The organism is Sphingomonas sp. SORGH_AS_0438 (assembly GCF_031453475.1).
In the GTDB taxonomy this organism is placed as follows: domain Bacteria; phylum Pseudomonadota; class Alphaproteobacteria; order Sphingomonadales; family Sphingomonadaceae; genus Sphingomonas.
The window spans coordinates 2,335,581-2,359,682 of sequence record NZ_JAVIZS010000001.1; the positions used below are offsets into that span (position 1 = coordinate 2,335,581).

29 protein-coding genes and 2 tRNA genes are annotated in these 24,102 nt (G+C 67.6%); 13 read left to right on the forward strand and 18 right to left on the reverse strand.

Annotated elements, in window-relative coordinates; all coding sequences use genetic code 11:
- Window positions 1–47: 47 nt before the first annotated feature.
- Genes QE452_RS10895 through QE452_RS10905 form a run of 3 tightly spaced genes read right to left on the reverse strand, consistent with a single transcriptional unit; the run spans window position 48 to window position 1,559 of the window.
- On the reverse strand, window positions 48–956 hold the full coding sequence (locus QE452_RS10895) for a class I fructose-bisphosphate aldolase (protein WP_309657820.1): 909 nt from the start codon (window positions 954–956) through the stop codon (window positions 48–50).
- Between the two features lie 34 nt (window positions 957–990).
- Entirely contained in the window at window positions 991–1,332 is a 342-nt protein-coding gene (locus QE452_RS10900) for a type II toxin-antitoxin system PemK/MazF family toxin (RefSeq protein WP_309657819.1), read from the reverse strand.
- Window positions 1,329–1,559, reverse strand: a complete 231-nt coding sequence (locus QE452_RS10905) for a ribbon-helix-helix protein, CopG family (RefSeq protein WP_309657818.1) — start codon at window positions 1,557–1,559, stop codon at window positions 1,329–1,331. Before QE452_RS10905 ends, QE452_RS10900 begins: the two co-directional genes overlap by 4 nt.
- A 136-nt stretch (window positions 1,560–1,695) precedes the next feature.
- On the opposite strand from QE452_RS10905, the gene QE452_RS10910 reads away from it, so the two are divergent.
- Window positions 1,696–2,190 (forward strand): TlpA disulfide reductase family protein, encoded by a 495-nt coding sequence (locus QE452_RS10910; protein WP_309657817.1) that lies wholly within the window; start codon window positions 1,696–1,698, stop codon window positions 2,188–2,190.
- Between the two features lie 66 nt (window positions 2,191–2,256).
- Here the strand turns inward: QE452_RS10910 and QE452_RS10915 are convergent, their stop codons facing one another.
- From QE452_RS10915 to gap, 3 genes are read right to left on the reverse strand one after another with little or no spacing between them, the layout of a single operon-like run.
- Window positions 2,257–3,447 carry a phosphoglycerate kinase gene (locus QE452_RS10915; protein WP_309657816.1) on the reverse strand — a complete coding sequence of 397 codons (1,191 nt, stop codon included), beginning with the start codon at window positions 3,445–3,447 and terminating at the stop codon, window positions 2,257–2,259.
- Entirely contained in the window at window positions 3,444–4,025 is a 582-nt protein-coding gene (locus tag QE452_RS10920; RefSeq protein ID WP_309730040.1) for an MOSC domain-containing protein, read from the reverse strand. Before QE452_RS10920 ends, QE452_RS10915 begins: the two co-directional genes overlap by 4 nt.
- Window positions 3,968–4,978, reverse strand: a complete 1,011-nt coding sequence (gene gap, locus QE452_RS10925; protein ID WP_309657814.1) for a type I glyceraldehyde-3-phosphate dehydrogenase — start codon at window positions 4,976–4,978, stop codon at window positions 3,968–3,970. Before gap ends, QE452_RS10920 begins: the two co-directional genes overlap by 58 nt.
- Window positions 4,979–5,131: 153 nt before the next feature.
- On the opposite strand from gap, the gene QE452_RS10930 reads away from it, so the two are divergent.
- From QE452_RS10930 to QE452_RS10945, 4 genes are all read left to right on the forward strand, one after another.
- The gene (locus QE452_RS10930; RefSeq protein WP_125992989.1) at window positions 5,132–5,359 is read left to right on the forward strand and encodes a hypothetical protein; all 228 of its coding nucleotides are present in this window, start codon (window positions 5,132–5,134) and stop codon (window positions 5,357–5,359) included.
- Entirely contained in the window at window positions 5,359–5,664 is a 306-nt protein-coding gene (locus QE452_RS10935; RefSeq protein WP_125992988.1) for a cell division protein ZapA, read from the forward strand. Before QE452_RS10930 ends, QE452_RS10935 begins: the two co-directional genes overlap by 1 nt.
- A 198-nt stretch (window positions 5,665–5,862) precedes the next feature.
- Window positions 5,863–6,426 (forward strand): 5-formyltetrahydrofolate cyclo-ligase, encoded by a 564-nt coding sequence (locus QE452_RS10940; protein WP_309657813.1) that lies wholly within the window; start codon window positions 5,863–5,865, stop codon window positions 6,424–6,426.
- On the forward strand, window positions 6,423–6,629 hold the full coding sequence (locus QE452_RS10945; RefSeq protein WP_309657812.1) for a DUF2842 domain-containing protein: 207 nt from the start codon (window positions 6,423–6,425) through the stop codon (window positions 6,627–6,629). Before QE452_RS10940 ends, QE452_RS10945 begins: the two co-directional genes overlap by 4 nt.
- 26 nt (window positions 6,630–6,655) lie before the next feature.
- Here QE452_RS10945 and QE452_RS10950 read toward each other — a convergent pair.
- The 4 genes from QE452_RS10950 to QE452_RS10965 form a co-directional block, all read right to left on the reverse strand.
- Window positions 6,656–6,732: transfer RNA gene (locus QE452_RS10950), tRNA-Asp, on the reverse strand.
- 69 nt (window positions 6,733–6,801) lie between these two features.
- A tRNA-Asp gene (locus tag QE452_RS10955) sits at window positions 6,802–6,878 on the reverse strand.
- Between the two features lie 56 nt (window positions 6,879–6,934).
- On the reverse strand, window positions 6,935–8,131 hold the full coding sequence (locus QE452_RS10960) for an AI-2E family transporter (RefSeq protein ID WP_309658126.1): 1,197 nt from the start codon (window positions 8,129–8,131) through the stop codon (window positions 6,935–6,937).
- A gap of 127 nt (window positions 8,132–8,258) precedes the next feature.
- Window positions 8,259–8,600, reverse strand: coding sequence for a hypothetical protein (locus QE452_RS10965; protein WP_125992984.1), 342 nt, complete (start codon window positions 8,598–8,600; stop codon window positions 8,259–8,261).
- Window positions 8,601–8,738: 138 nt separating this feature from the next.
- Between QE452_RS10965 and QE452_RS10970 the strand changes: the two genes are divergently transcribed.
- Window positions 8,739–9,233, forward strand: a complete 495-nt coding sequence (locus QE452_RS10970; protein ID WP_309657811.1) for a hypothetical protein — start codon at window positions 8,739–8,741, stop codon at window positions 9,231–9,233.
- Between the two features lie 162 nt (window positions 9,234–9,395).
- Here the strand turns inward: QE452_RS10970 and QE452_RS10975 are convergent, their stop codons facing one another.
- Window positions 9,396–11,498, reverse strand: a complete 2,103-nt coding sequence (locus tag QE452_RS10975; protein WP_309657810.1) for a prolyl oligopeptidase family serine peptidase — start codon at window positions 11,496–11,498, stop codon at window positions 9,396–9,398.
- A gap of 287 nt (window positions 11,499–11,785) precedes the next feature.
- On the opposite strand from QE452_RS10975, the gene QE452_RS10980 reads away from it, so the two are divergent.
- Complete coding sequence (locus QE452_RS10980; RefSeq protein WP_309657809.1) at window positions 11,786–12,529, forward strand: PEPxxWA-CTERM sorting domain-containing protein; 744 nt, start codon at window positions 11,786–11,788, stop codon at window positions 12,527–12,529.
- Window positions 12,530–12,601: 72 nt separating this feature from the next.
- On the opposite strand, the gene QE452_RS10985 is transcribed toward QE452_RS10980, so the two are convergent.
- Entirely contained in the window at window positions 12,602–14,335 is a 1,734-nt protein-coding gene (locus QE452_RS10985) for a DUF885 domain-containing protein (protein WP_405052798.1), read from the reverse strand.
- A gap of 142 nt (window positions 14,336–14,477) precedes the next feature.
- Here QE452_RS10985 and QE452_RS10990 point away from each other — a divergent pair, with 142 nt between their 5' ends.
- Window positions 14,478–15,305 carry an alpha/beta hydrolase gene (locus QE452_RS10990; RefSeq protein WP_309657808.1) on the forward strand — a complete coding sequence of 276 codons (828 nt, stop codon included), beginning with the start codon at window positions 14,478–14,480 and terminating at the stop codon, window positions 15,303–15,305.
- Between the two features lie 39 nt (window positions 15,306–15,344).
- Here the strand turns inward: QE452_RS10990 and QE452_RS10995 are convergent, their stop codons facing one another.
- Both QE452_RS10995 and eno read right to left on the reverse strand, forming a co-directional pair.
- Window positions 15,345–15,662, reverse strand: a complete 318-nt coding sequence (locus tag QE452_RS10995) for a septum formation initiator family protein (RefSeq protein ID WP_125992979.1) — start codon at window positions 15,660–15,662, stop codon at window positions 15,345–15,347.
- Between the two features lie 10 nt (window positions 15,663–15,672).
- Window positions 15,673–16,953, reverse strand: coding sequence for a phosphopyruvate hydratase (gene eno / locus QE452_RS11000; protein ID WP_309657807.1), 1,281 nt, complete (start codon window positions 16,951–16,953; stop codon window positions 15,673–15,675).
- Window positions 16,954–17,088: 135 nt separating this feature from the next.
- On the opposite strand from eno, the gene QE452_RS11005 reads away from it, so the two are divergent.
- From QE452_RS11005 to QE452_RS11025, 5 genes are all read left to right on the forward strand, one after another.
- Window positions 17,089–17,664 carry a hypothetical protein gene (locus tag QE452_RS11005; protein ID WP_309657806.1) on the forward strand — a complete coding sequence of 192 codons (576 nt, stop codon included), beginning with the start codon at window positions 17,089–17,091 and terminating at the stop codon, window positions 17,662–17,664.
- A gap of 5 nt (window positions 17,665–17,669) precedes the next feature.
- Complete coding sequence (locus QE452_RS11010; protein ID WP_125992976.1) at window positions 17,670–18,020, forward strand: phage holin family protein; 351 nt, start codon at window positions 17,670–17,672, stop codon at window positions 18,018–18,020.
- Window positions 18,017–18,358, forward strand: coding sequence for a hypothetical protein (locus QE452_RS11015; protein WP_309657805.1), 342 nt, complete (start codon window positions 18,017–18,019; stop codon window positions 18,356–18,358). Before QE452_RS11010 ends, QE452_RS11015 begins: the two co-directional genes overlap by 4 nt.
- The gene (locus QE452_RS11020; protein ID WP_309657804.1) at window positions 18,355–18,795 is read left to right on the forward strand and encodes a hypothetical protein; all 441 of its coding nucleotides are present in this window, start codon (window positions 18,355–18,357) and stop codon (window positions 18,793–18,795) included. Before QE452_RS11015 ends, QE452_RS11020 begins: the two co-directional genes overlap by 4 nt.
- A 64-nt stretch (window positions 18,796–18,859) precedes the next feature.
- Window positions 18,860–19,087: a DUF4170 domain-containing protein gene (locus QE452_RS11025; RefSeq protein WP_125992973.1), complete on the forward strand. Its 228-nt coding sequence runs from the start codon at window positions 18,860–18,862 to the stop codon at window positions 19,085–19,087.
- A gap of 191 nt (window positions 19,088–19,278) precedes the next feature.
- On the opposite strand, the gene QE452_RS11030 is transcribed toward QE452_RS11025, so the two are convergent.
- From QE452_RS11030 to QE452_RS11045, 4 genes are all read right to left on the reverse strand, one after another.
- Complete coding sequence (locus tag QE452_RS11030; RefSeq protein WP_405052761.1) at window positions 19,279–19,860, reverse strand: rhomboid family intramembrane serine protease; 582 nt, start codon at window positions 19,858–19,860, stop codon at window positions 19,279–19,281.
- 68 nt (window positions 19,861–19,928) lie between these two features.
- Complete coding sequence (greA, locus tag QE452_RS11035; protein WP_125992971.1) at window positions 19,929–20,405, reverse strand: transcription elongation factor GreA; 477 nt, start codon at window positions 20,403–20,405, stop codon at window positions 19,929–19,931.
- Window positions 20,406–20,479: 74 nt separating this feature from the next.
- Window positions 20,480–23,839: a carbamoyl-phosphate synthase large subunit gene (gene carB / locus QE452_RS11040; protein WP_309657802.1), complete on the reverse strand. Its 3,360-nt coding sequence runs from the start codon at window positions 23,837–23,839 to the stop codon at window positions 20,480–20,482.
- Window positions 23,839–24,102: a hypothetical protein gene (locus QE452_RS11045; protein ID WP_309657801.1), complete on the reverse strand. Its 264-nt coding sequence runs from the start codon at window positions 24,100–24,102 to the stop codon at window positions 23,839–23,841. Before QE452_RS11045 ends, carB begins: the two co-directional genes overlap by 1 nt.

Sequence of the window (24,102 nt, forward strand, 5' to 3'; positions counted from 1 at the left end):
CAGAGCGGTGATCGGCCGTCGCCCATGGGACGACGGCCGTGCGGGCCTTATTCCTCGTCCTTGTAGATGCGGACGATGCGCGCCAGCATCGCCAGCGCTTCCTCGCGCGGGCGCTGGAAGGTGTTGCGGCCGATGATCGAGCCCTGGCCGCCGCCGTCGCGAATGTCGCGCGCGTCCTGGAACACCGCATCCTCGCCCTTGGCCGCGCCGCCCGAGAAGACGTTGATCCGCCGGCCCGCGAAGCTCGCCTGCACCATATGGCGCACGCGCGCCGCCTGGGACGTGAAGTCGCCGTCCTTGTAGAGCGGCTTGGCTTCGTTCTGCTCGATATGGTCGGTGGGCAGCTTGGTCTTGATGATATGCGCGCCGAGCAGCGCCGCCATGTGCGCGGCATAGGCACCGACGTCGAGCGCCAGCTCGCCCTCCTTGGACAGGTCGCCGCCGCGCGGATAGCTCCAGATCACCGTCGCCAGCCCGACCGCCTCGGCCTCCTCGCGCAGCGCCCGGATCTCCTCCATCTGCTCAAAGATCTGGTCGGAGCCCGGATAGATGGTGAAGCCGATGGCGGCGCAGCCCAGCCGCAGCGCGTCGCCGACGCTGGCGGTCACCGCCTGGTCGATGCTGGTCGCCCAGCTGTTCGAGCTGTTGACCTTCAGGATCGTCGGGATCTGCCCGGCGAAGGTGTCGGCCCCCGCCTCCAGCATCCCAAGCGGCGCGGCATAGGCCGACAGGCCGGCATCGATCGCGAGCTGATAGTGGTAATGCGGGTCATAGGCCGCCGGATTGACCGCGAAGGAGCGCGCCGGGCCATGTTCGAAACCCTGGTCGACCGGCAGGATCACCAGCTTGCCGGTGCCGCCCAGATGGCCCTGCATCAGGATGCGGGCTAGATTCGCCTTCACGGCCGGGCTGGTGCCTTCGTACTTGTCGAGAATGGCCTTCACGGTCGGGGTCATGTGCGTCTCCTGAAAGTGTCGGATTGAAACAAGATCAAAGGGCGAGCCAGCGGCGCAGCGCCTGGTCCACCTGCTCCATGCGAGTCGCCGAAGCATGGCCGAGCAGCTTGACGCAGCGATGACGCGGCACCGAGATGATGCGATCGACCTGCACCTCGCACTCGACCGGCAGGCCGGTATGCTCCTGGGGCGATATGGCGACGCGGAACAGCGCCTCGCCGCCGACGCTGCGGGTCAGCGGGCAGAGCGTGATGGTGGCATGGGTCTCGTTGAACAGTTCGGCCTGGACGACCACCGCCGGCCGCGGCTCGCCGCCGTCGTGACCGTCGACCAGCAGGATCGCGCCCCGCGCCAGGTCGCTCGCCGCGACACTCATGCGCCGCGCGCCTCGGCCAGGACGGTCCAGAAGCCGTCATCCTCCGCCTTGTCGCGCTTGGAGGCGCGCAGCGACTGGCGCCGCGCCTCGCGCCGATACGCCTCGTCGTGCAGGTCGACATAGCGGCGCACTGCCTCGCGCGCGATGTCGCTCTTGCTGCGGCCCTGGGTCCGCGCGACCGCCGCCAGCCGCGCTTCCAGATCCGAGTCGAGCCTGACACCGAGCATGGGGTTCTCCGTTTAACGTGTTAAACGTAGCAACGCGCGACCGGTGTTTCAACCGGCGATCGACATGGCTTGATCGGCCGTGCCGGGACGGCCAATCTGGGGCTCGGCCCGGGGGCGGGCCATGAGGGGGATCAGGATGAAGAGGATATGGGCCGCAGCGGCGGCGATGACGATGCTGGCAGCGCCATCGTCCCTTTGGGCGGGGAGCCGGACGGTAAAGGTCGGCGAACCGGCACCGGATGCGGAATTGACGCTGGTCGACGGTAGCACGGTGCGGCTTGCCGATCTCAAGGGGCAAGTGGTGCTGCTCAACTTCTGGGCGACCTGGTGCGTGCCGTGCCGGCAGGAACTGCCCCTGCTCGATTCCTATTATCGCTCGGCGCAGAAATACGGGCTGCGCGCCTATGCGGTCACGACCGAGGGGTCGGTGCCGATCTACCGGCTGAAAACGCTGTTCGCCGCCATGGCCATCCCCTCGGTCAAGCGGATGAAGGGCCTGTCGGGCGAGATGCCGGCGGTGCCGACCAACTATATCATCGATCGCGCCGGGATCGTCCGCTACGCCAAGGCGGGCGCGATGGACCTGGACGATCTGAACCGCGAACTGGTGCCGCTGCTCAAGGCCCAATGAGGGCGCATCGTTCCTCCCTGCATGGCGCGTGGCGCTGCCACCGCCCCGTGCAGGGAGGAGGAGCCGTTACTTCATCAGCGCCGCGACGCCGGGCAGGTCCTTGCCCTCCATCCATTCCAGGAACGCGCCGCCGGCCGTCGAGACGAAGGTGAAGGCCCCCGCCACACCCGCCTGATTGAGCGCGGCGACCGTGTCGCCACCGCCCGCCACCGAGACCAGCGAGCCGTCCTGCGTCAGCGCCGCCGCCGTGCGCGCCAGCGACACCGTCGCCGCGTCGAAGGGCGGCGTCTCGAACGCGCCCATCGGCCCGTTCCACACCAGGGTCCGGCAGTTCTTCAGCACATCGCCCAGCGCCTCGACGGCGGCGGGGCCGACGTCCAGGATCATCTCGTCCGCCGCGACCTCATGGACGTTGATCGTGCGCGTCGCCGGGTTCGGCTTGAACTCGCGCGCCACCACCACGTCATAGGGCAGGTGGACCGTGCAGTTCGCCGCATCCGCCGCGTCCAGGATCGATTCGGCGGTGCCGGTCAGGTCATGCTCGCACAGCGACTTGCCGACATCGACGCCGCGCGCCGCCAGGAAGGTATTGGCCATGCCGCCGCCGATGATCAGGTGGTCGACCCGGCTGACCAGATGGCGCAGCACGTCGAGCTTGCTCGACACCTTGGCCCCGCCGACCACCGCCGCGACCGGATGCGCCGGATTGCCCAGCGCCTTTTCCAGCGCATCGAGCTCGGCCTCCATCGCCCGGCCGGCAAAGGCGGGCAGCACATGCGCCAGCCCCTCGGTCGAGGCATGGGCGCGGTGCGCGGCGGAGAAGGCGTCGTTGACGTAGAAATCCCCCAGCTTCGCCATGTCGGCGACCAGCGCGGGATCATTCTTCTCCTCGCCGGGGAAGAAGCGGGTATTTTCCAGCACCGCGACATCGCCGGGCTGGAGCATCGCCACCGCCTCGGCCGCGCCGTCCCAATCGACGAAGCGGACGGGCCGGCCCAGCACCTCACCATAGGGCTTGGTCACCATCGCCAGCGACATGTCGGGATTGCGCTGCCCCTTGGGGCGGCCGAAATGCGCCAGCACCAGCACGATCGCGCCGCGATCCGCCAGTTCGCCGACGGTGGCCAGCGTCGCGCGCAGCCGCGTGTCGTCGGTCACCCGACCGTCCGCCATCGGCACGTTGAGATCCTCGCGCACCAGCACGCGCTTGCCCTGGATATCGCCCATGTCGTCGAGCGTCTTGAACGGCTTGGTCATGCTTCCTCGATCCTGATGATGTCGCCCAGGGCGATCCGCCCGCCCGCCAGCACGCGCGTGCACACGCCGCCACGCCAGTCCGGGGTCAGGGCCCGTCGCAATCCCGGCCGCAGCGCATCCATGCGCTGGCAGGGCTCGCATTCCATGGTGATTTCCAGCACCACCGCCGCGCCGATCCGCAACCGCGCGCCCGCCACCTGGGGCAGGACGAGGCCGTCGACCAGCAGGTTGGCGCGCCGCTCCTGCCAAAGCAGGTCATGGGTCAGCGCCGGGTCGAGTTCGGCCAGCGCCTGGCCCCAACCCGTCCGCGCCATCGCGGTCACCTGACGCCGGCCGCGCCCGCCGGGCTTGACCAGCCCGCGGCTATCGCCCGCGAGGCCGGCATCGAGAGAGATGTCGACCGCGTCGATCACCTCCACCGGCCCCTTGGGGCGGGCATGGCGGGCGATACCGGCCAGCACGCCCGTCAGCCCCGTGACGGGCATGACGGACGCATCGGCGTGGACGGGCAGGTCGCGGTTCAGAGGAACCGCGCCATCGCGGTCGCGGTGTCGACCATGCGGTTGGAGAAGCCCCATTCATTGTCGTACCAGGACACGACGCGGACCAGCTTGCCGTCGATCACCGCCGTCTCCAGGCTGTCGACGGTCGACGACTGCGGCGAGTGCATCAGGTCGATCGAGACCAGCGGCTCGTCCGAATAGACCAGCACGCCCTTCAGCGGGCCGCTTTCCGACGCTGCCTTCAGGATCGCGTTCACTTCGTCGCGCGTGGTGTCGCGCTTGGGGGTGAAGGTCAGGTCGACCAGGCTGACGTCCGGCACCGGCACGCGGATCGCCGAGCCGTCCAGCTTGCCCTTCAGCTCCGGCAGCACCTCGCCCACCGCGCGCGCCGCGCCGGTGGTGGTCGGGATCATCGACATGGCGGCCGCACGGGCACGACGCAGGTCCGGATGGATCTGGTCGAGGATCTTCTGGTCGTTGGTATAGGCGTGGACCGTGGTCATCAGGCCGCGCTCGATGCCGATCGCGTCGTTCAGCACCTTGGCGACCGGCGCCAGGCAGTTGGTGGTGCAGCTGGCGTTGGACACGATGGTGTGGTCCGCGCCGAGCTGGTCGTGGTTGACGCCGAACACGACGGTCAGGTCGACATTCTTGCCGGGGGCCGAGATCAGCACCTTCTTCGCGCCCGCATCGATATGCTTCTGGCACGAGGCGCGGTCGGTGAAGAAGCCGGTGCACTCCAGCACCAGCTCGATGCCCAGTTCCCGGTGCGGCAGGTTGGCGGGATCGCGCTCGGCGGTGACGCGGATGCGCTTGCCGTCGATGACGATGTCATTGCCCTCGGCCGACACTTCGCCGGGATAGCGGCCATGGACGCTGTCGCGGCTGAACAGCCATGCGTTGGACTTGGCATCGGCCAGGTCGTTGATCGCCACCAGTTCGAGCTGGCCGTCGCCGCGCTCCAGAATCGCGCGGGCGACCAGGCGACCGATACGCCCGAACCCGTTGATCGCTACCTTCACCGTCATCGCGCCTGCTCCTTCGGATAGTGGCCCAGCGACGGCTAAGTCGCGGAGGGGCCGAACGTCCGCGCCTTTCGGATCGTCGGCCCTGCCTGTCAACCATCGCAACAACGGTTCGCGGCCCTTGCCGCGTCTCCGCTCCATCCCTACTCCGGCCGAATGGATGACCTGCCCGCCACCGAACACCCCAGCGACACCTCCGCCGCCGACCGGATCGAAGGCGCGATCGCCCGGATCGAGCGTGCCGTCGCGGTGCGCGCCGCCGACAGCGAAGCCCTTGCCAAGCGCCACGCCGCCCTGAAGGCCCGGATGGCCGAGGCGGTGTCCGCGCTCGACGAGGTCATCGCGCGCACCCCGGCCACCGCACCTGCGCAGGGCCGCCGCTGATGGCGACCGTCACGCTCAATATCGGCGGCCGCCCCTTCCCCGTCGCCTGCCGCGATGGCGAGGAGGCACGGCTCCAGTCGCTCGGCCGGATGGTCGCCGAACGCTGGCCCGCCGCCGACCGCGCCGCCAACGGCCAGCCGGAACGCGCGATGCTCTATGTCGCGCTGATGCTCGCCGATGCGCTCGACGAATCGGAGAGCCGGCCGCCGCCGGGCTCGGCGGTCAGCGAACCGGCGCTGCTGCGGATCGCGGATCGGCTGGAAGCGCTGGCGGATGCCCTTGAGCAATCGCCCCCGAGCGCCTAGATAGATGGGCGGCGGGTACTGCCCGGTGCGAGCCTCTTATATCCCTGAGGCTATTCTTCATCCAAGGGGGCTGTCCCTGCCCGGACCCTGGTCCGACGCACATGGTCCCCACCTGACGTACTGGGCGTCGGTGGATACAATGGCAAACGGCCATGGCGGTCCCGCCACCCGCTTCATTCCCTTCCTGCGCGTGCGTTCGTGAGCGACGCACGCCCCTCGACCGACAAGAGCGCGCTGCGCGCCCGTATGCGCGCACTGCGCGATGCGGTGCCGCCGCAGGCCTTGCCGGTGCCGGCGGCCTTCCTCGCGCTCCTGCGGCCGGCGCTGGTCGTCGCCAGCTATGCCCCGATGGGCGGCGAGGCCGACCCCGCCCCCTTCGCCCAGGCCGCGCTGGCGGCGGGCGCACGACTGGCCCTGCCCCATGTCGTCGACCGGGCGACGCCGCTCCGCTTCCTGGCCTGGGACGGACAGACCCATGAGCCCGGCCCCTTCGGCCTGCGCAATCCCCCCGCCGGCTCGCCAGAGTTGCAACCCGACCTGATCCTGACGCCGCTGGTCGGCTTCGATCGTTCGGGCAACCGGATCGGGCAAGGCGCCGGCCATTACGACCGCGCCTTCGCCACCTTTCCCCAGGCGATTCGAATCGGCATCGCATGGGGCGTGCAGCAATTGCAGCCGATAACGCCGGACCCATGGGACGTGCCGTTGCACGCCATCGCCACCGAACAGGAATGGATCAGCATCATGGACCCCACCGCATGACCCCCAGTTGGCGCAAACCCGCCGGCGCGCTGCTGATCCTGGCGCTGATCGTGATCTGGGTGGGGCTGGTCGCCAGCCTGTCCGGCCTGGTCGGCAGCTGGCACTGGACGGCGCAGCTCATATTCTACGCGGTCACGGGACTGGTCTGGATCGCGCCGCTCAAGCCGCTGCTCCGATGGATGGAGACGGGGCGCTGGCGCTGAATTTCAAGGTATGAATTTGCGCCGGGTGGCGCGAGTGACGGGGCTCGAACCCGCGACCTCCGGCGTGACAGGCCGGCGCTCTAACCAACTGAGCTACACCCGCAGACCCTGCGGACCTGGCGGCCCGCGAACATCGGCGACTTCCTGCTTATGCACCATCCCCGAAAGGGGGTGGCGCGAGTGACGGGGCTCGAACCCGCGACCTCCGGCGTGACAGGCCGGCGCTCTAACCAACTGAGCTACACCCGCTTGCGAAGCGAGGCCGGCCCACTATGCGACAGGCGGGGGGCTGTCAACGGCCCTTTTCATTTTCCTTCGTCGCCGGTCCCATTTCCCATGCCCCGCTGCCGCCGCTCGCGCCCCTGATGGACCAGCGTGCCGTGCTCGAACAGGAAGCCGGCGATATCCGGCTTGCCCGCCGCGCCCAGCACGGTCTGGAGGATGATCAGCAGCGGCACCGCGAGCAGCGCCCCCAGTGTCCCCCACACCCATCCCCAGAAGCTCAGCGAGATCAGGATGAGCAGCGGGCTGATCGTCAGCCGGTGGCCGACGATGAAGGGCGTAATCGCATTCGCCTCGACCAGGTGCAGGCCGTACATCACCACCGGCGGCAACAGGGCGGTCCAGATGTCGTTGAACGTCATCAACCCGCCCAGCGCGAGCAGGAACGCCCCGATCACCGGCCCGAAATAGGGGATGTAGTTGAGCAGCGCGACGATGCCGCCCCACATCGCCGGATAGGGCATCCCGATCGCCCACAGCGCCGTGCCCGTCACGATGCCCAGGATGACGTTGATCAGCGTGATCGTGCCCAGATAGGCCGACACGTCGTCGACCACGTCCTGAATGACGCGGGCGGTCGCCATCGCGCCATCGAAGCTGGTCCGGCCGGTGATCGTCTTCTGCCGCATCCGCGTCCAGCCGGACAGGAAGAAGAAGACGATCAGCACCCCGAACAGGAATTGCACGATCACCGCCGGCGCCGAGGTGGCGGCCAATTCGAGGATCGACGAAGGCGGTGCGACGGCGGCGGTCGGCGAGGAGCGGATTGGCGTCGAGGCGATCTGGTGCAGCGCCTTGTTGGCATAGCGTTCCAGGCTGGAATAGAGATCGAGCAGCGGCGCCAGATTGTCCTGGATACGCCCGATCCGGCTCGGCAGCAGGCGGAAGAAGTCGGTCGCCGGCACCACGATCGCGGCCAGCGCGATGTTCACCGCGATCAGGAACAGCAGGATGCACAGGATCGCCGCCAGCGCCGAGGGCACGCGGCGCCGCTCCATCCATTCGAGGATCGGCACCATCGCCACCGCGATCACCAGCGCGGTGGTCAGCGGCAGGAAGAATTCGGCCCCCTCCTTCAAGGCGAAGGGGGTGGCGAAGATCAGGCCGATGCCGGCAGTCAGCGTCAGCGCGGCGAGCAGCCGATCGCGACGCATCGCGATCCGCACCGCTTCATCCGGCGCGACGCCGCTCGGCACCCCCAGGATGCTGTCGCCCGGCATGGTCGATGCCGGGTCCGATACGTCGTCGTTGCTGATCGTCATGGCGGCATCCTAGCCGCTTTACGGACAGCCGCCATCCCGAAGCCACGCCAGCACCACGATAAATGGGCGGCGTGGCGGAGAAAAGTCAGTTGCGGTCGATTTCCATCAACATCGTATGCTCGTAGCGCTTCTCGCCCGGCTGGTAGAGCGCGCTCGGCTGGAAGCGGCGCGGCGTGATGCGCAGCGCGCCCAGGCCGGCGAGCTTGAACGTGCCGATCTTTTCCTCGCGCGGCGGCTTGCCGTCGCGATCCAGGGTCAGCGCATCGACATAGATCTCGTCGTGCCGGGTGTAGATGGCGTGGGGCGCCAGCGTCACGTCGCCGCGATTATAGGTCGCGGCGACCGCGAGTTGCTTGACGATCGCCTCGAAGATGACGGCGGGGGATGGCGGCGGCGTGGTAGGCTGACGCTCGATCGTGGCGCTCATATCGTTCATTCCCACCCCTTTGCCGAAACTGCTGCACCGCAGCAAGGACGATCCTGCGCCATGGATGTTTCGTCCCTGTCTCTATGCGGGCCATATCCGGTGCCGGGAACGTCGACCCGCGCGGGCGGTTCCACGACCATGAGCGACACGGCGACCCGCGACGATCCCCGGCTGTGGGAGGAGGTGAAGGCCCGGATCACCGCCGGCGACAAGGGCGGCAAGGCCGGCCAATGGTCGGCGCGCAAGGCGCAGATAGCGGTCGCGGACTATCAGAAGCGCGGCGGCGGCTATATCGGCGGCAAGGACGCCGACAACCATCTCCACCAATGGACCGAGGAGGATTGGGGCACCAGATCGGGCGAAAAGAGCGGCGAGACGCACGAACGCTATCTGCCGAAACAGGCCCGCGCGGCGCTGAGCGACGACGAGTACGCCCGCACCACCGCCGCCAAGCGCCGCGATTCGCGTGACGGAAAGCAATATTCCGCCCAGCCCGACGACATCGCGAAGAAGACCGCACCCTTTCGCGACCACCGGACCAAGGCGGAACTCTATGCCGAGGCGAAACGCCGCGACATCGCCGGCCGCTCGTCGATGACCAAGGCCCAGTTGCAGGCGGCGCTCGACCGATAGGACGCACCATCCGCCCCCCACCTGTTCCCCGGCGAAGGCCGGGGCCCGGTTGGGGGGGGGCGATGGTGACGAGGCGCAGCGTTGCTTCACGACCGCCCTCGCGACTGACCCCCGGCCCTAACCGGGGGTCACCCTAAGCCGATGGAGCGGACGAGGACCGCATCACTTCGCCGGAGCCGCTCCCATCAGCTTCTGCGCGAAATAGGTCATCTGCAGGGCCTGCAACCGCGCGCCCTGCTCGATATCGGCATCGCCCGAATGGCCGCCGGCCGTGTCCTCGTAGAATAGATAGGGCTTGCCATATTCCTTCAGCCGGGCCGCGAACTTGCGGGCGTGCTGCGGACCGACGCGATCGTCCTTGGTGGTCGTCCAGATATAGGGCTCGGGATAGGTCACGTCCTTGCGGATATTGGCATAGGGCGAGATGCGGCGCAGGAACGCGGCCTCGTCCGGCTTCTCGATCGAGCCATATTCGCCCTCCCAGGACGCGCCCGCCGCGATCGACTGGTAGCGGACCATGTCGAGCAGCGGCACCTGGATCGTCACCGCCTTCCACAGGTCGGGATGCTGGGTGAACTCGACGCCCATCAGCAGCCCGCCGTTCGACCCGCCATAGATGCCCAGCTTGGCCGGACTAGTCAGCTTGCGCCGGAACAGGTCCTTCGCCACGCTGGCGAAATCGTCATAGATCACCTGCCGCTTGGTCTTAAGGCCGGCATCATGCCATTTCGGCCCGAACTCGCCGCCGCCGCGGATATTGGCGAGCACATAGGCCCCGCCCCGCTCCAGCCACAGCTTGCCCGTCCCGCCCGAATAACTGGGCGTCATCGGCAATTCGAACCCGCCATAGGCGGTCATGATCGTCGGCGTCTGCCCGTCGAGCGGCGCATCGGCGCGGTGGACGACGAAATAGGGCACCTTGGTGCCGTCGGTCGAGGTCGCCTCGAATTGCTCGACCTTGAGGCCGGCGGCGTTGAAGCGGGCCGGCGTCGCGCGGATTTCCTTCGGCGCGGCGTTGCCCGCGGCGTCATAGGAATAGAGCGCGGTCGGCGTCAGGAAGCCGGTGACGGTCAGGAACAGCTGGTCGCTGCGATCGGTGGTGCTGGCGAGATCGATCGAGACATTGTCGGGCAGCGCTACCTGCTTCGTCGTCCAGCCGTTCGCGCCGGGCGTCAGCACCGCCAGGCGGCCACGGACATTGTCCATATAGGTGACGACCAACGTGTCGCGCGTGGTGGCGACCCCGTCCACCGCCTGGCGGGGCGTCGGCTGGAACACCAGCTTGGGCGTCGCCCGCCCGGCCTCCAGCTCCGCGACCGGAACCGCGGCGATCGCCCCCGCCGGCACCGTGCCCCAATCGTCGCTGGTGGTGAACACCACCTGCCCGTCCACCATGCCCGAGGGGAAGGCACGCGCCGGCATGTTCAGCTTGCGCGTGCCGGACGGGGTCCAGACCGCCTTGTCGCCGCCGAAGAAATCCTGCCGCCGCTCCATGAAGACGATGCGATGCCCGCTGCCGTCGGTGAGGACGGAGGCATAGGTGCCGAGCTGGTCCTCCGCGCCGCCGCGATAGACTTCGGTGGCGGCCGTCAGCGGCTGGCCCCGCTTCACCAGCTTGACGACGAAGGGATAGCCGGAGGTCGTCATCGTCCCCGCGCCCCAGTCGCGGCTGACCAGCAGCGTGTCCTTGTCGAGCCATTCCGCGCCCTGTTTGGACTTGGGCAGGAGGAAGCCGTTGTCGACGAAGCGGCCCGCCTCCAGGTCGAACTCGCGATAGGTGACCGCGTCCTCGCCGCCCTCCGACAGGGCGACTAGGCACAGTCGCTCTTCCGGCTCCAGGCAGGTCGCGCCCTTCCACACCCATTTCTTGCCCTCGGCCTTGGACAGGGCGTCGAGGTCGATCAGCGTCTTCCAGGCCGGTTGCGGATTGGCGTAGTCGGCCACCGTCGTCCAGCGCCACAGCCCCTGGGGATGATCGGCATCGCGCCAGAGATTCAGGATGCGGCCATAGCGCTGCGACGGCATCGGGATGCGATCCTTGGCGGAGGCGATCGCCAGCGCCTCGCGATAGAAGGTCGCATAGCGCGGGTCATTCTGGAGGCGCGGCAGCGTGCGGGCATTCTCCGCCTCCACCCAGGCGAGCGGCTTCGCGCCATCCTTGTCCTCGAGCCAGATATAAGGATCGTCCATCGTCTTCGCCTGTTGAGCAAGCGCCGGTGCGCCTGCGAGGAAGCTTGCCGCGAGCAGGAACGTGAGGCCGCGCATAATCACCCCTTATAGTGGATGCGGCGGATTGTGCCCCGCGGGGCGCGTCGCTGCAATCCATCCCGACACCGCCCCCCCAACGGCTCGCATCGCCCGGCAACGCCCCGCCACGCTAGATCCCGTATAATTAAAAGTACAAAAACTATATCTGCTTTAAATACCATCACACTATTAACCATGACGTTTCTCTAGCTGAAACAGCTATGGCCAAATACTTGCCGCGTTAAGCATTGCCGCATGGAGGAGCGAAATATAGGACTCCCCTCAACACAGAGGGAACACAGATCATGAAGCTCTTCACCGCCGCCTCCGCCCTTGCCGCCGCCGCGATCCTGCCCGCCGCCGCCCAGGCCGCAGACTTCAAGGTGACCTATGAAGCCCCCGGCGTGCAGAACACGACCGCCACCTTCGCCACCAAGGGCGTCGAGACCTTCGACAGCCGCGCCACCGGCACGCAGAGCTTCAAGACCGACTTCGGCACCAAGGGCGTCATCTCCGGCACTTACAGCAATGTCGGCGTCAATTCGGCCGATGTCTTCGGCGGCGCGGGCGGCACCGGCAATTATGCCGTGACCTTTTCGGGCGGCGGCTATTCGCTGGACCTGACCACCACCGACAGCCGCGGCATCAACTATTTCGGTTTCTGGCTGTCGGCGCTGGACAGCGGCAACCAGCTCACCTTCTACAAGAACGGCGCCAGCGTGTTCAGTTTCTCGGCCGCCCAGATCGCCGGCCTGTTCACGAACAAGCCGGCCTATTACGGCAATCCGAACGGTAACCAGAGCGGCAACACCGCCGAGCCCTATGCCTTCCTGAACTTCCACGACACCAACGGCACCTTCGACAAGATCGTCTTCTCCGAATCGCCGCGGTCCGGCGGCTATGAGTCGGACAATCACACGGTCGGCTTCCTCAGCGACGCGACGGCCGTGCCGGAGCCGTCGACCTGGGCGCTGATGTTCTGCGGCCTCGGCATGGTCGCCGTGGCGATGCGCCGCCGCAAGGTTCGCACGGCGGTCGCCGCCGCCTGATCCTCCAGCCACGACGAAAAAAAGGGGCCGGCGGCATCATGCCTCCGGCCCCTTTTCCTTGGCTCCGGCGGATCAGAAGATCGCGCGGGCGCTCGGCTCGTTCATCATCATCTGGCGGACCAGCGGGATCGGCGGACCGCCATAGCTCAGGAACTGGTCGTGGAACGCCTTCCACCCCGCCCGGCCGCCATGACGCGCGGTCCAGTCGGCCCGGAGCCGGCGGATCATCAGCTTGCCCATCGTGTAGTTGAGATAGGCCGGGTCATAGGTGCCGCGCGCCGATTGCTGGCGCGCATTGCCCTCGTCCTGATAGCATTGCTCGACGAACATGCGACGCGACTGTTCCTGCGTCATGCCGCGCGCGTGCAGCCCGATCGCCGACAGGAAGCGGCAGTCGCGCAGCAGCGCGTTGGACAGCTGGCCGATATGGACCTGCGGATCGCCATCGCCCAGCCCCGCTTCCCACATCATCTCCTCGGTATAATGCGCCCAGCCTTCCGCAAAGGCATAGCCGACGAACACCCGGCCGAAGAGCGAGGGCGAGCGGTTGGCGTGGAGGAACTGGAGGAAATGCCCGGGCATCACCTCATGCACCGAGGTGAAGAGCAGGTCGTCGACGCCCGGCACGAACGCATCGCGCGTCGCCTTGTCCCAGCTCGGGTCCGGCGGCGAGATATAGTAGACGGACGGGATGTTGTGCTCGAACGGCCCCGGCGGATCGATATAGGCGCTGTTCTGCCGGTTATAGGGCGGGCTTTCTTCCACCAGCGCCTGTTCGGTGCCGGGGATGGTCACCAGGTCGTGCGCGGTGACGAAGGCGCGAAGCGTCGGCAATTGCCGCCGCGCCTCGGCGACGGGGCCGTCCTTGGGCTTGTTCGCCGCCATCTTGTCGACACAGGCCGGCACGGTCAGGCCGGGCGCGAACTGGGCGCAGGCGGCGACCAGCGCCGCGCGGTTGCGCGCCAGATCGGCACGGCCCGCCGCCTCCAGCGTGGCGATCGGCGTCGTCACCCCCTCGGTCGCCGCCAGCATCCGCTGGACGCGCGGCGCGCCGAGCGCGAACGCCTCGGTCGCCACGGGCCGCTGTGATTCGAGCCAGCCGCCCAGCGCCTTCACCGCCGCCGCCGCGCTGGTCGCCGCCATGCGCAGGTCGCGCTGGATCGCCGGGTCCTTGACCGAGGCGAAGGCCTCGACCGCATCCTTGGCATAATAATCCGCGAAGCCGTTGAACGCCGCCGCGCCGTAATTGGCGAAGCTGAGCGGCATCGGCGTCTTCAGATTGGCGCGGATATTTCCCGCCGCCGCCGGGACGTTGCGCAGGAAGGCGGTCAGCGCCCGCGCCCGCGTCGGCGCATCGGCATAGTTGCGCGCGATATAGACATTGGGATCGAGCGTGCCGACATACCAGGCGGGGTTGAGATGCGGCTGGTCGGCATCCTCCAGCCAGAACAGCCGGCCCTGCGCCACCTGCACCAGATAGTCGCGCTCGAACCGCTCGTCGCGGGTCAGGCCGCGCATCGGCATCGCGCGCGCCGCGGCGATCGACCGGCGATAGAAATCGCCCAGCCGCTTCAGCCCGGCGGGGCTCCAGTCCTGGATCTGCCCGTCGAAATCATGCCGCCCCTCATAGACGGCGAAATTCGGGTCGAGCCGGAACAGCTCTTCCATGAACGAATCGCGGAACGCCGACCAGCGCCGCGCGGTGGCCGGCATCGACTTGGCGGGCTTGGCCGCGGCCCGCGTCCCTTGTGCCATCGCGGGCAAGGCCCCGCCCCCCGTCAGGCCAGCGAGCGCGCTCGCGGCCATGATCAACCTCAATCCCTTCATCATGCCTCCCTGATTCGTATCGAACGATGCTGCCACTCCACCGCAGCCGGCGCCAGTGCGCGCACCGGAACGGCGGCACCTGATGGACGTTTCTGCCCCCGCAACAAGCCGGAGCCTCTCAATGCCCTATGTCAAGACGCGCGACGGGACCGACCTCTATGTCAAGGATTGGGGCAGCGGCCGGCCCGTCATCCTGCTCCATGGCTGGCCGCTCAATGCCGATAGCTGGGATGCGCAGGCTATGGCGCTGGCGGAGGCGGGATTCCGCTCCATCGCCTATGACCGGCGCGGTTTCGGCCGGTCGGGCCAGCCTTGGTCGGGCTATGACTATGACACGCTGTCGGACGATCTGGCCGATGTGATGAAGGCCGCCGGCGCCGACCAGGATGCGACGATCATCGGCTTCTCGATGAGCGGCGGCGAGGTCGCGCGCTACATGAGCCGGCACGACGGACAGGGCGTGGTCGCGGCCGGGCTGATCTCCTCGGTCGTGCCCTATATGCTCAAGACCGACGACAATCCCCATGGCACGCCGCAATCGACCTTCGACCAGATCGCCGAGGGCATCGTGAAGGACCGGCCGAAATTCTTCCGCCACACCTTCGTGCCGCAATTCTACGGCGTCGGTTACATCACCAGCCCGGTGAGCGACGATGTGGTGGAATATTCGACCAACATGGCGCTGATGGCCGGCCTGAAGCCGACCCTCGCCTGCGCCGAGGCGTTCGGCCACACCGATTTCCGCCCCGACCTGCCCGCCTTCCGCGTGCCGACGCTGATCGTCCACGGCACGGGCGACCAGACGGTGCCGATCGACGCCTCGGCCCGCGCTGCGGCGGCCGGTATCTCGCAAAGCCAGCTGGTGGAATATGACGGCGCGCCGCACGGCCTGAACGTCACCGAAAGCGACCGGCTGACCCGCGACCTGCTGACCTTCCTGGGTCACTGAGCCGCGATCGCCCGCCCCCGGTCCGCCGGGGGCGGCGCGTCACTTGTTCAGCGGTACGATCATCTCGTCTGGGTGCGCGACGTTCAGTTCCTTGCGCACCATCTCGTCGACCATGTCCGGATTGGCATGGTCGGGATCGAGCAGCGCCACGCGGTTGCGCAGCACCGCCCGCTGCTTGTCGAGCGCGGCATAGTCCCGCTCCCGCTTGGCGAGCTGGCGCTTATAATCGCCGTACGCCAGCACGCCGTTCGGCCCGGCCACCGCATAGGCGCCGAAAAAGGCCAGGACGACCAACACCGCCGCGGGCAAGGCCGCGCGGCGGAGGACGTCACGGACGCTGGTCTTCTTCCTGCGCATCGCCTGTCGATCAGCCCCGGATCAGAATGTCACGACCGGCATAACGCGCGGCATCGCCCAATTCTTCCTCGATCCGGATGAGCTGGTTGTACTTGGCGAGCCGGTCCGAGCGCGCCAAGCTGCCCGTCTTGATCTGACCGCAATTGGTCGCGACCGCCAGATCGGCGATCGTCGCATCCTCGGTCTCGCCCGAACGGTGGCTCATCACGGCGGTGTAGCGCGCGCGCTGCGCCATGTTGACCGCCTCCAGCGTCTCGGTCAGCGTGCCGATCTGGTTGACCTTCACCAGCAGCGAATTGGCGTAGCCGCCCTCGATGCCGCGCTTCAGGCGGGTCGGGTTGGTGACGAACAGGTCGTCGCCGACCAGCTGCACCTTGTCGCCGATCAGGTCGGTCAGCGCCTTCCAGCCCTCCCAATCATCCTCGGCCATGCCGTCCTCGATCGACAGGATCGGATAGCGACGGGTCAGGTCGGCGAGATATTCGGCCATCTCATGGCTCGACAGGATCTTGCCCTCGCCCGAGATATTGTACCGGCCGTCCTTGAAGAACTCGGTCGCGGCGCAATCGAGCGCCAGCATCACGTCCTCGCCGGGCGTGTAGCCGGCCTTCTCGACCGCCTGCATGATGAAGTCGAGCGCGTCGGTGGTCGAGGCGATGTTGGGGGCGAAGCCGCCCTCGTCGCCCACGCCCGTCGCCAGGCCCTTGTCATGCAGCGCCTTCTTCAGCGTGTGGAAGATCTCCGAGCCGCAGCGCACCGCCTCGACGATGTTCGGCGCCCCGACGGGCATGATCATGAATTCCTGGAAGTCGATCGGATTGTCGGCATGTTCGCCGCCATTGATGATATTCATCATCGGCACCGGCAGCAGATGCGCGGCGACGCCACCGACATATTTGTAGAGCGGCATGCCGCGCGCTTCCGCCGCCGCCTTGGCCGCCGCCAAGCTGACGCCCAGGATCGCGTTGGCGCCCAGCCGGCCCTTGTTCTCGGTGCCGTCCAGCTCGATCATCGCGCGGTCCAGATCGGCCTGGTCCTCGGCGTCGCGGCCCAGCACCGCGTCGGCGATCTCGTCGTTCACCGCCTCGACCGCCTGGTCGACGCCCTTGCCGCCCCAGCGGGTCTTGTCGCCGTCGCGCTTCTCGACCGCCTCATGCGCGCCGGTGGACGCACCCGAGGGCACGGCGGCGCGACCGAAGCTGCCATCCTCCAGCAGCACATCGACCTCGACGGTCGGATTGCCACGGCTGTCGAGAATCTGGCGGGCGTGGATGTCGATGATCGCGGTCAAGTGATGCTCCTGCGAAGAGGTCAGGCGGGTTGCGCGCCGCTCTAGCCGCTGGTTGCGTCACGGGCAATCGTTGCGCGGATGGAACCGTGGCTGGTACGACAGGTTGAAGCGCCAGACTGATCGAGGGACCGAACCATGGCCGACAATGACCTGAAACCCGCCACCGGCGCCGATCTGGATACGCCCCCGGCGAACACGGATTTCACGCCCGCCGAACCGCTGAAGACCAGCGGCGTCGGCTTCACGCCGGAGGACGCGACTATCTCGACCCGCCCCGAGCTGACCGACGGCACCGGCTCGTCGGGCGGCGGCAAGGCGACGGACGTCAAGCAGACGCTCCGCGATGGCGCGGGCAAGCTCCAGGCACAGGCCGGCGACAAGCTGCGCGCCTATGCCGATGACGGCAAGGCCAAAGCGGGCAATGCGCTCGACCAGCTGTCGCAGTTGCTGACCGATGCCGCCGGCCAGGTCGATGAGAAGCTGGGCCAGCAATATGGCCAGTATGCCCGCAGCGCCGCCGACCAGGTCCAGGGCTTTGCCGAGACGGTGAAGAGCAAGGATGTCGAGGACCTGCTGGAGGATGCGCGTCACTTCGTCCGCGCCAGCCCGGCGGCGGCGATCGGCGTCGCGGCCGCGCTCGGCTTTGCCGTCGCACGGCTGGTGCAGGCGGGTGTCGAGCCCGTCGCCAACGACCCGACCGGCCGGGCCTGACCCGGATGCGGGTGTTTGGGCAGGACGACGGCATCGCGTCGTTGGTCGGCCGACTGGTCGATGACGGCCGCTCGGTCGTCTCGGCGGAAATCGCGCTCTACAAGGCCAAGGCGGTCGAGCGGGTCGATGCTTATCGATCGGCGACGATCTTCTTCGCCATCGCCGCGGTGCTGGCGCTGGCGGGGCTGATCGCCCTGCTGGTCGGGCTGATCCTGTCGCTGGCGACCTTGATCGGGCCGCTCGGCGCGACCGCGATCGTGGTGGGCGTCGTTTTCGCCGCGGCGGCTGTGTTCGGCCTGATCGGCAAGGGCAAGCTGGCCAGCCCCGTGTCCACCCTGCCGGATACCCGCGCATGACCGCCGCCAAACGCTCCCTCGCCGCCGCCGAGGCGCAGGCCATCGAGGCCCGTACGCGCCTGTCGGCGACCTGGACCGACGTCCAGACGCGGCTCGACCCGAAGCTGCTGGCGGACGAGGCGCGCGACGCCGGCACCGCCGCCGCCTTTGCCGGGATCGAGCAGGTACGGCGCAACCCGTCGCTCGTCGCCGGGATCGCCAGCCTGTTCGGGCTGCTCCTGCTGGGCCGGCAGATCGCGACCGTCCGCCGTCGTCGGCAGCGTCGCAAACCCCTGCCCGCCCAGGTCCGGTCGACGCCGTCGTCCACTCCCCCTTCGCTTTCGAGGATCGAATCATGACCGACAGCCGCTACGATCACGCCCGCGACACCGTGTCGCATGTCTATCACGACGCCCGCGAAAAGGCAGCCGAGACGCTCTCCGCCTCCAAGGACAGCGTCCAGGACGCCGCGCATCGCGCCGCCCATGAGATCGAGGCGAACCCGCTGCTGGTGCTCGCCGGTGGCCTGGCGCTCGGCGTGGTGATCGGCGCGCTGCTGCCGCGCTCCACCAAGGAGAAGGAACTGCTCGGGCCGCTCGGCAGCAAGCTCGGCGAGACCGCACGCCAGGCCTTCGCCGCCGCTAAGGACGCCGGTTACCAGGAACTGGACTCCGCCGGCCTGACCAAGAGCGCGGCCAAGGATCGCGGCAAGGACCTGTTCGACGGCGTCGTCCGCGCGCTCAGCAGCGCCGGTACCGCCGCCGTCCAGTCGGCCCGCAAGGCGGACGCCGCCTAAGTACGATGCGCTATATTGCGGTGCGGGGTTCAAACCCGCACCGCTTGCCTCTAAAAGAGACGATATGAGCAAGCTTCATCTCGTCTTCGGCGGCCGTGTCCGCGACCCGCAAACGCTGGACTTCGCCGATCCCACGGCCTTGGAAGTGGTCGGCATCTTCCCGGATTATGCCAGCGCCGAAAAGGCTTGGCGCGCCGCGGCGCAGCGCACCGTCGACGATGCGGAGATGCGCTTCGTGGTCGTGCACCTGCACCGGCTGCTGGAGCCCGATCAGCTGACGCCGGCGGGCTAAGGCTTCATCTCGGCACACTCTGTGGTGCACCCCGGCGGGGGCGAGGCATGTGCGACCGTCACGCCCTCGCCCCACATACCGGACTACCCCGGCGGAGGCCGGGGTCCAGTGACGGACCGTTTCGACTGATTTGCAGACGCCACTCATATAGGTCCCGGCCTTCGCCGGGATGGTAAGTGCCTGATCCGCCCTCAGGCGTGACGGTGGTTCCACAAGAGCAGCGGTCGTGCCAGCGCCAGTCCGGCGAGGAAGCCGCCGATATGCGCGCCGATCGCGACGCTGACGCCGCCCATGCCGGCCACCGCGATCAGGAACTGGATGCCGATCCAGGCCACCGCCAGCCACAGCACATGCACCAGATGCGCGGGCACCGGCCCCAGCGCCTTGGCCCGCCGCTCGCCATAGAGCAGCGCATAGGCCCCCACCGTGGCGGAGATCGCGCCGCTGGCACCGATCATCGGCAGGGCCGAATGCGGATCGAACAGCCAGTGGACCGCCGCCCCGGCATAGGCGCCGACCAGATAGAGCAGCGCCGATGGCCCCGAGCCGATCGCCCGCTCCACCGCCTGCCCGCAAAAGACCAGCATCACCAGGTTGAAGCCGAGATGCGCCAGCCCGCCATGGACCAGCGTCGCGGTCAGTGGCGTCGCCCAGGCGGGGATCCAGAACAATGCCGGATTGAACAGTTGCGGCGCGGCGAAGCGCAGCGGGATCACCCCCGCCTTCACCGCCGCCGCATCGAGTTGCCCGCTATAGACGAGCCACAGCGACACGACCGTCGTGACCCCGGCAATAATCGCCGTGGCCGGCCAGTCCCGCCATCCGCGCCCGCCCATGAGGGTCAGATGAACTCGATCTTGGACACGAGATAATAGCGGTCGCCCGCCGGCACCGACACCTCGACCTCCTCGTCCACCTTGCGTCCGATCAGCGCGCGGCCCATCGGCGAGTTGTACGAGATGCGGCCGGTACGGGCGTTCGCCTCGGTCTGGCCGACGATCTGATATTTGATCGGCTTCTCGTCCTCGTCGAGCAGCGTCACCGTCGCCCCGAACACGACCTTGTCGCCCGACAGGTCGCGCGGGTCGATGATCTGGGCGCGGCTCAGCTTGTCCTCGATATCGGCGATCGACGCCTCGATCTGGCCCTGACGCTCCTTGGCGGCATGGTATTCGGCGTTCTCCGACAGATCGCCATGTGCCCGTGCTTCTTCGATCGCGTCGACGATCTGCGGGCGCTCCTCTTTCAGACGCCGGAGATCCGCGGTGAGCGTCTCATAGCCCTCCTGGAGCATCGGCATCTTTTCGACGGTGGCCATTCTATCGTCCCCAAATCAAAGTCGCCCCGAACGGGCCAGAAAGGCCCGTCCGCACATCATCCATGCTGCCGGGATCAGTTGTGCGACTGCGAATAATAGTCCTGCAAGGGCCGAACTTCAAGGACACCACCCGAACCACTCGCGCTTTGACCCGCCTGATGCGCGGCCAGGATCGCCTTTGCCGCCTCCACGCTGGCCGATGCGGTGGTGTAATAGGGGATGCGCTGGCCCAGCGCCGCCTGGCGGATCGGCTTCGAATCCTTCAGCGACTGCCAGCCTTCGGTGGTGTTGAAGATCAGGTCGATGCCGCCGTCCTTGATCCGGTCGACGATATGCGGCCGCCCTTGCGCCACCTTGTTGATCCGCTCGACCGTGACGCCGGCCTGTTCCAGGTAATCGGCGGTGCCGCTGGTCGCGACGATCGCGAAGCCGGCCTCCGCCAGCGCGCTGACGCCGGGCAGGATCGCGGCCTTGTCCGTCCCCTTGACGCTGACGAACACCGCGCCCTTGGCCGGCAGCACGGTCGAGGCGGCGAGCTGCGACTTGGCGAAGGCGGTGGTGAAGTCGGCGGCGATGCCCATCACCTCGCCCGTCGACTTCATCTCCGGCGACAGCACCGGATCGACGCCGGGGAAGCGGTTGAAGGGGAAGACCGCCTCCTTGACCGCATAGTAAGGGATGGCGCGATCGATCCGGGGCAGTTCGGCCAGCTTCTCGCCCGCCATCACCCGCGCCGCGATCTTGGCGATCGGGGTGCCGATCGCCTTGGCGACGAAGGGCACGGTGCGCGACGCCCGCGGGTTCACCTCGATCAGATAGACCTGGTTGTCCTTCACCGCGAACTGGATGTTCATCAGGCCGACGACGTTCAGCCCGCGCGCCAGCGCCTCGGTCTGCCGCTCGATCTCGGCGATGATCTCTGCCGACAGCGAATAGGGCGGGATCGAGCAGGCCGAATCGCCCGAATGGACGCCCGCCTCCTCGATATGCTGGAGCACGCCCGCGACCACCACATCGGTGCCGTCGCAGATTGCGTCCACGTCCACCTCGACCGCATCGCGCAGATACTGGTCGATCAGCACCGGCGCATCGCCCGACACCTGCACCGCCGTCTGGATATAATCCTCCAGCTGCATCGGTCCGTCGACGATCTCCATCGCCCGGCCGCCCAGCACGAAGCTGGGCCGCATCAGCACCGGATAGCCGACTCGCTCGGCGACGATCAGCGCTTCCTCGCGGCTGCGCGCGATCCCGTTCTTGGGCTGGAGCAGCTTCAACCGGTCGACCAGCGCCGCGAACTGCTCGCGATCCTCGGCCAGGTCGATCGCCGCCGGGCTGGTGCCCAGGATCGGGATGCCCGCCGCCTCCAGCGCGCGCGCCAGGTTGAGCGGAGTCTGCCCGCCGAACTGGACGATCACGCCGACCAGCTCGCCGCGCGACTTCTCCACGTCCAGGATCGACAGCACGTCCTCGGCGGTCAGCGGCTCGAAATAGAGCCGGTCCGACGTGTCGTAATCGGTCGACACCGTCTCCGGGTTGCAGTTGACCATGATCGTCTCATAGCCCGCATCCGCCAGCGCGAAGCAGGCATGGCAGCAGCAATAGTCGAACTCGATGCCCTGCCCGATCCGGTTCGGACCACCGCCCAGGATCACCACCTTGCGACGATCGGACGGCATCGCCTCGTCCTCGGGCTCGCCGAAGCTGGGGCCTTCATAGGTCGAGTACATATAGGGCGTGCGCGCGTCGAATTCGGCGGCGCAGGTGTCGATCCGCTTGAACACCGGGCGCACGCCCAGCTTCAGGCGATGCTCGCGCACCTCCTCCTCGGTGACGCCGCCGGTCATCGCCTTCACCACCTCGTGGATCAGGCCCGAACCGCGCGCGATGCCGCGGGTCATGCCGCGCAGGTTCGCCGATTGCAGCGCCAGCCAGGCCAACCGCTTGTCGCTGAAGCCCATCGCCTTCAACCGGCGCATGCCGGGCGCGTCGATCGGCAGGCCGTTCTCCATCACGTCCTTCTCGGCCGCGACGATCTCGGCGATCCGCTCCAGGAACCAGGGATCGTATTTGGCGATCGCATGGACCTCGGCGACGGTGAAGCCCTCGCGCAGCGCCTGGGCGGCCACCAGCAGCCGGTCGGGCGTGGGCGCGGCCAGCGCCGCCTCGATCTCCGCGCGCGGCGCGCCGACCAGATGGTCGACATGGTTGAAGCCGGACAGGCCCGTCTCCAGCCCGCGCAGCGCCTTCTGCATCGATTCCTGGATGTTGCGGCCGATCGCCATCACTTCGCCGACCGACTTCATCGCGGTGCCCAGCACCGGCTCGGCGCCCTTGAACTTCTCGAAGGCGAAGCGCGGGATCTTGGTGACGACATAGTCGATCGTCGGCTCGAACGAGGCGGGCGTCGCGCCGGTGATGTCGTTCTCGATCTCGTCCAGCGTATAGCCGACCGCCAGCTTGGCCGCGACCTTGGCGATCGGGAAGCCGGTCGCCTTCGACGCCAATGCCGAGGAGCGCGACACGCGCGGGTTCATCTCGATGACGATCAGACGGCCGTCCTTGGGATTGACCGCGAACTGGACGTTGGAGCCGCCCGTCTCCACCCCGATCTCGCGCAGCACCGCGATGGATGCGTTGCGCATGATCTGATATTCCTTGTCGGTCAGCGTCAGCGCCGGCGCGACGGTGATGGAATCGCCCGTATGGACGCCCATCGGATCGACATTTTCGATCGAGCAGATGATGATGGCATTGTCGTTGCGATCCCGCACGACCTCCATCTCATATTCCTTCCAGCCGAGCAGCGACTCCTCGATCAGCACCTCGGTGGTCGGCGACAGGTCCAGGCCCTTGCGGACGATCTCCAGGAATTCCTCGCGGTTGTACGCGATGCCGCCGCCGGAGCCGCCCATGGTGAAGCTGGGGCGGATGATCGCGGGCAGGCCGACCTTGTCCAGCCCGGCCAGCGCCTCCGCCTCGGTATGCGCGATCGCCGAACGGGCGGATTCCAGCCCGATCTTGTCCATCGCGTTGCGGAACTTCAGCCGGTCCTCGGCCTTGTCGATCGCTTCGGCATCGGCGCCGATCATCTGGACGCCGAACTTCTCCAGCGTGCCGTCATGGAACAGCGCCAGCGCGGTGTTGAGCGCGGTCTGCCCGCCCATGGTCGGCAGGACGGCGTCGGGCCGCTCCTTCTCGATGATCTTGGCGACCACGGCGGGCGTGATCGGCTCGACATAGGTGGCGTCGGCCAGCTCGGGATCGGTCATGATCGTCGCCGGGTTCGAATTGACCAGGACGATGCGATAGCCCTCTTCCTTCAGGGCCTTGATCGCCTGCGTGCCCGAATAGTCGAACTCGCACGCCTGACCGATGACGATCGGCCCCGCGCCGATGACGAGGATGGAGGAGATGTCGGTGCGTTTTGGCATTATTTTTCTTCCGAAGCTTGTTCGTTGCCGATGAAGGCGATGTCACTCATCGGCACGACTGCGCTGACTTTCCCGAGCACGCACTGCATCCTGGTCAGGTCGCCATCCGGGCCACCCTGGATGATGACCTGGCGGTCGCGCAAAACCAGCCAGTCACGGGGCGCGTGACAGGCGTCGGCCATGGCATTCAGGTCAGTCTGGCTCACCTGCTGCGAAGGCCGGGGGGATTGCGCCGCGACCTGCAGGGCAAGTGCGAGCGACAT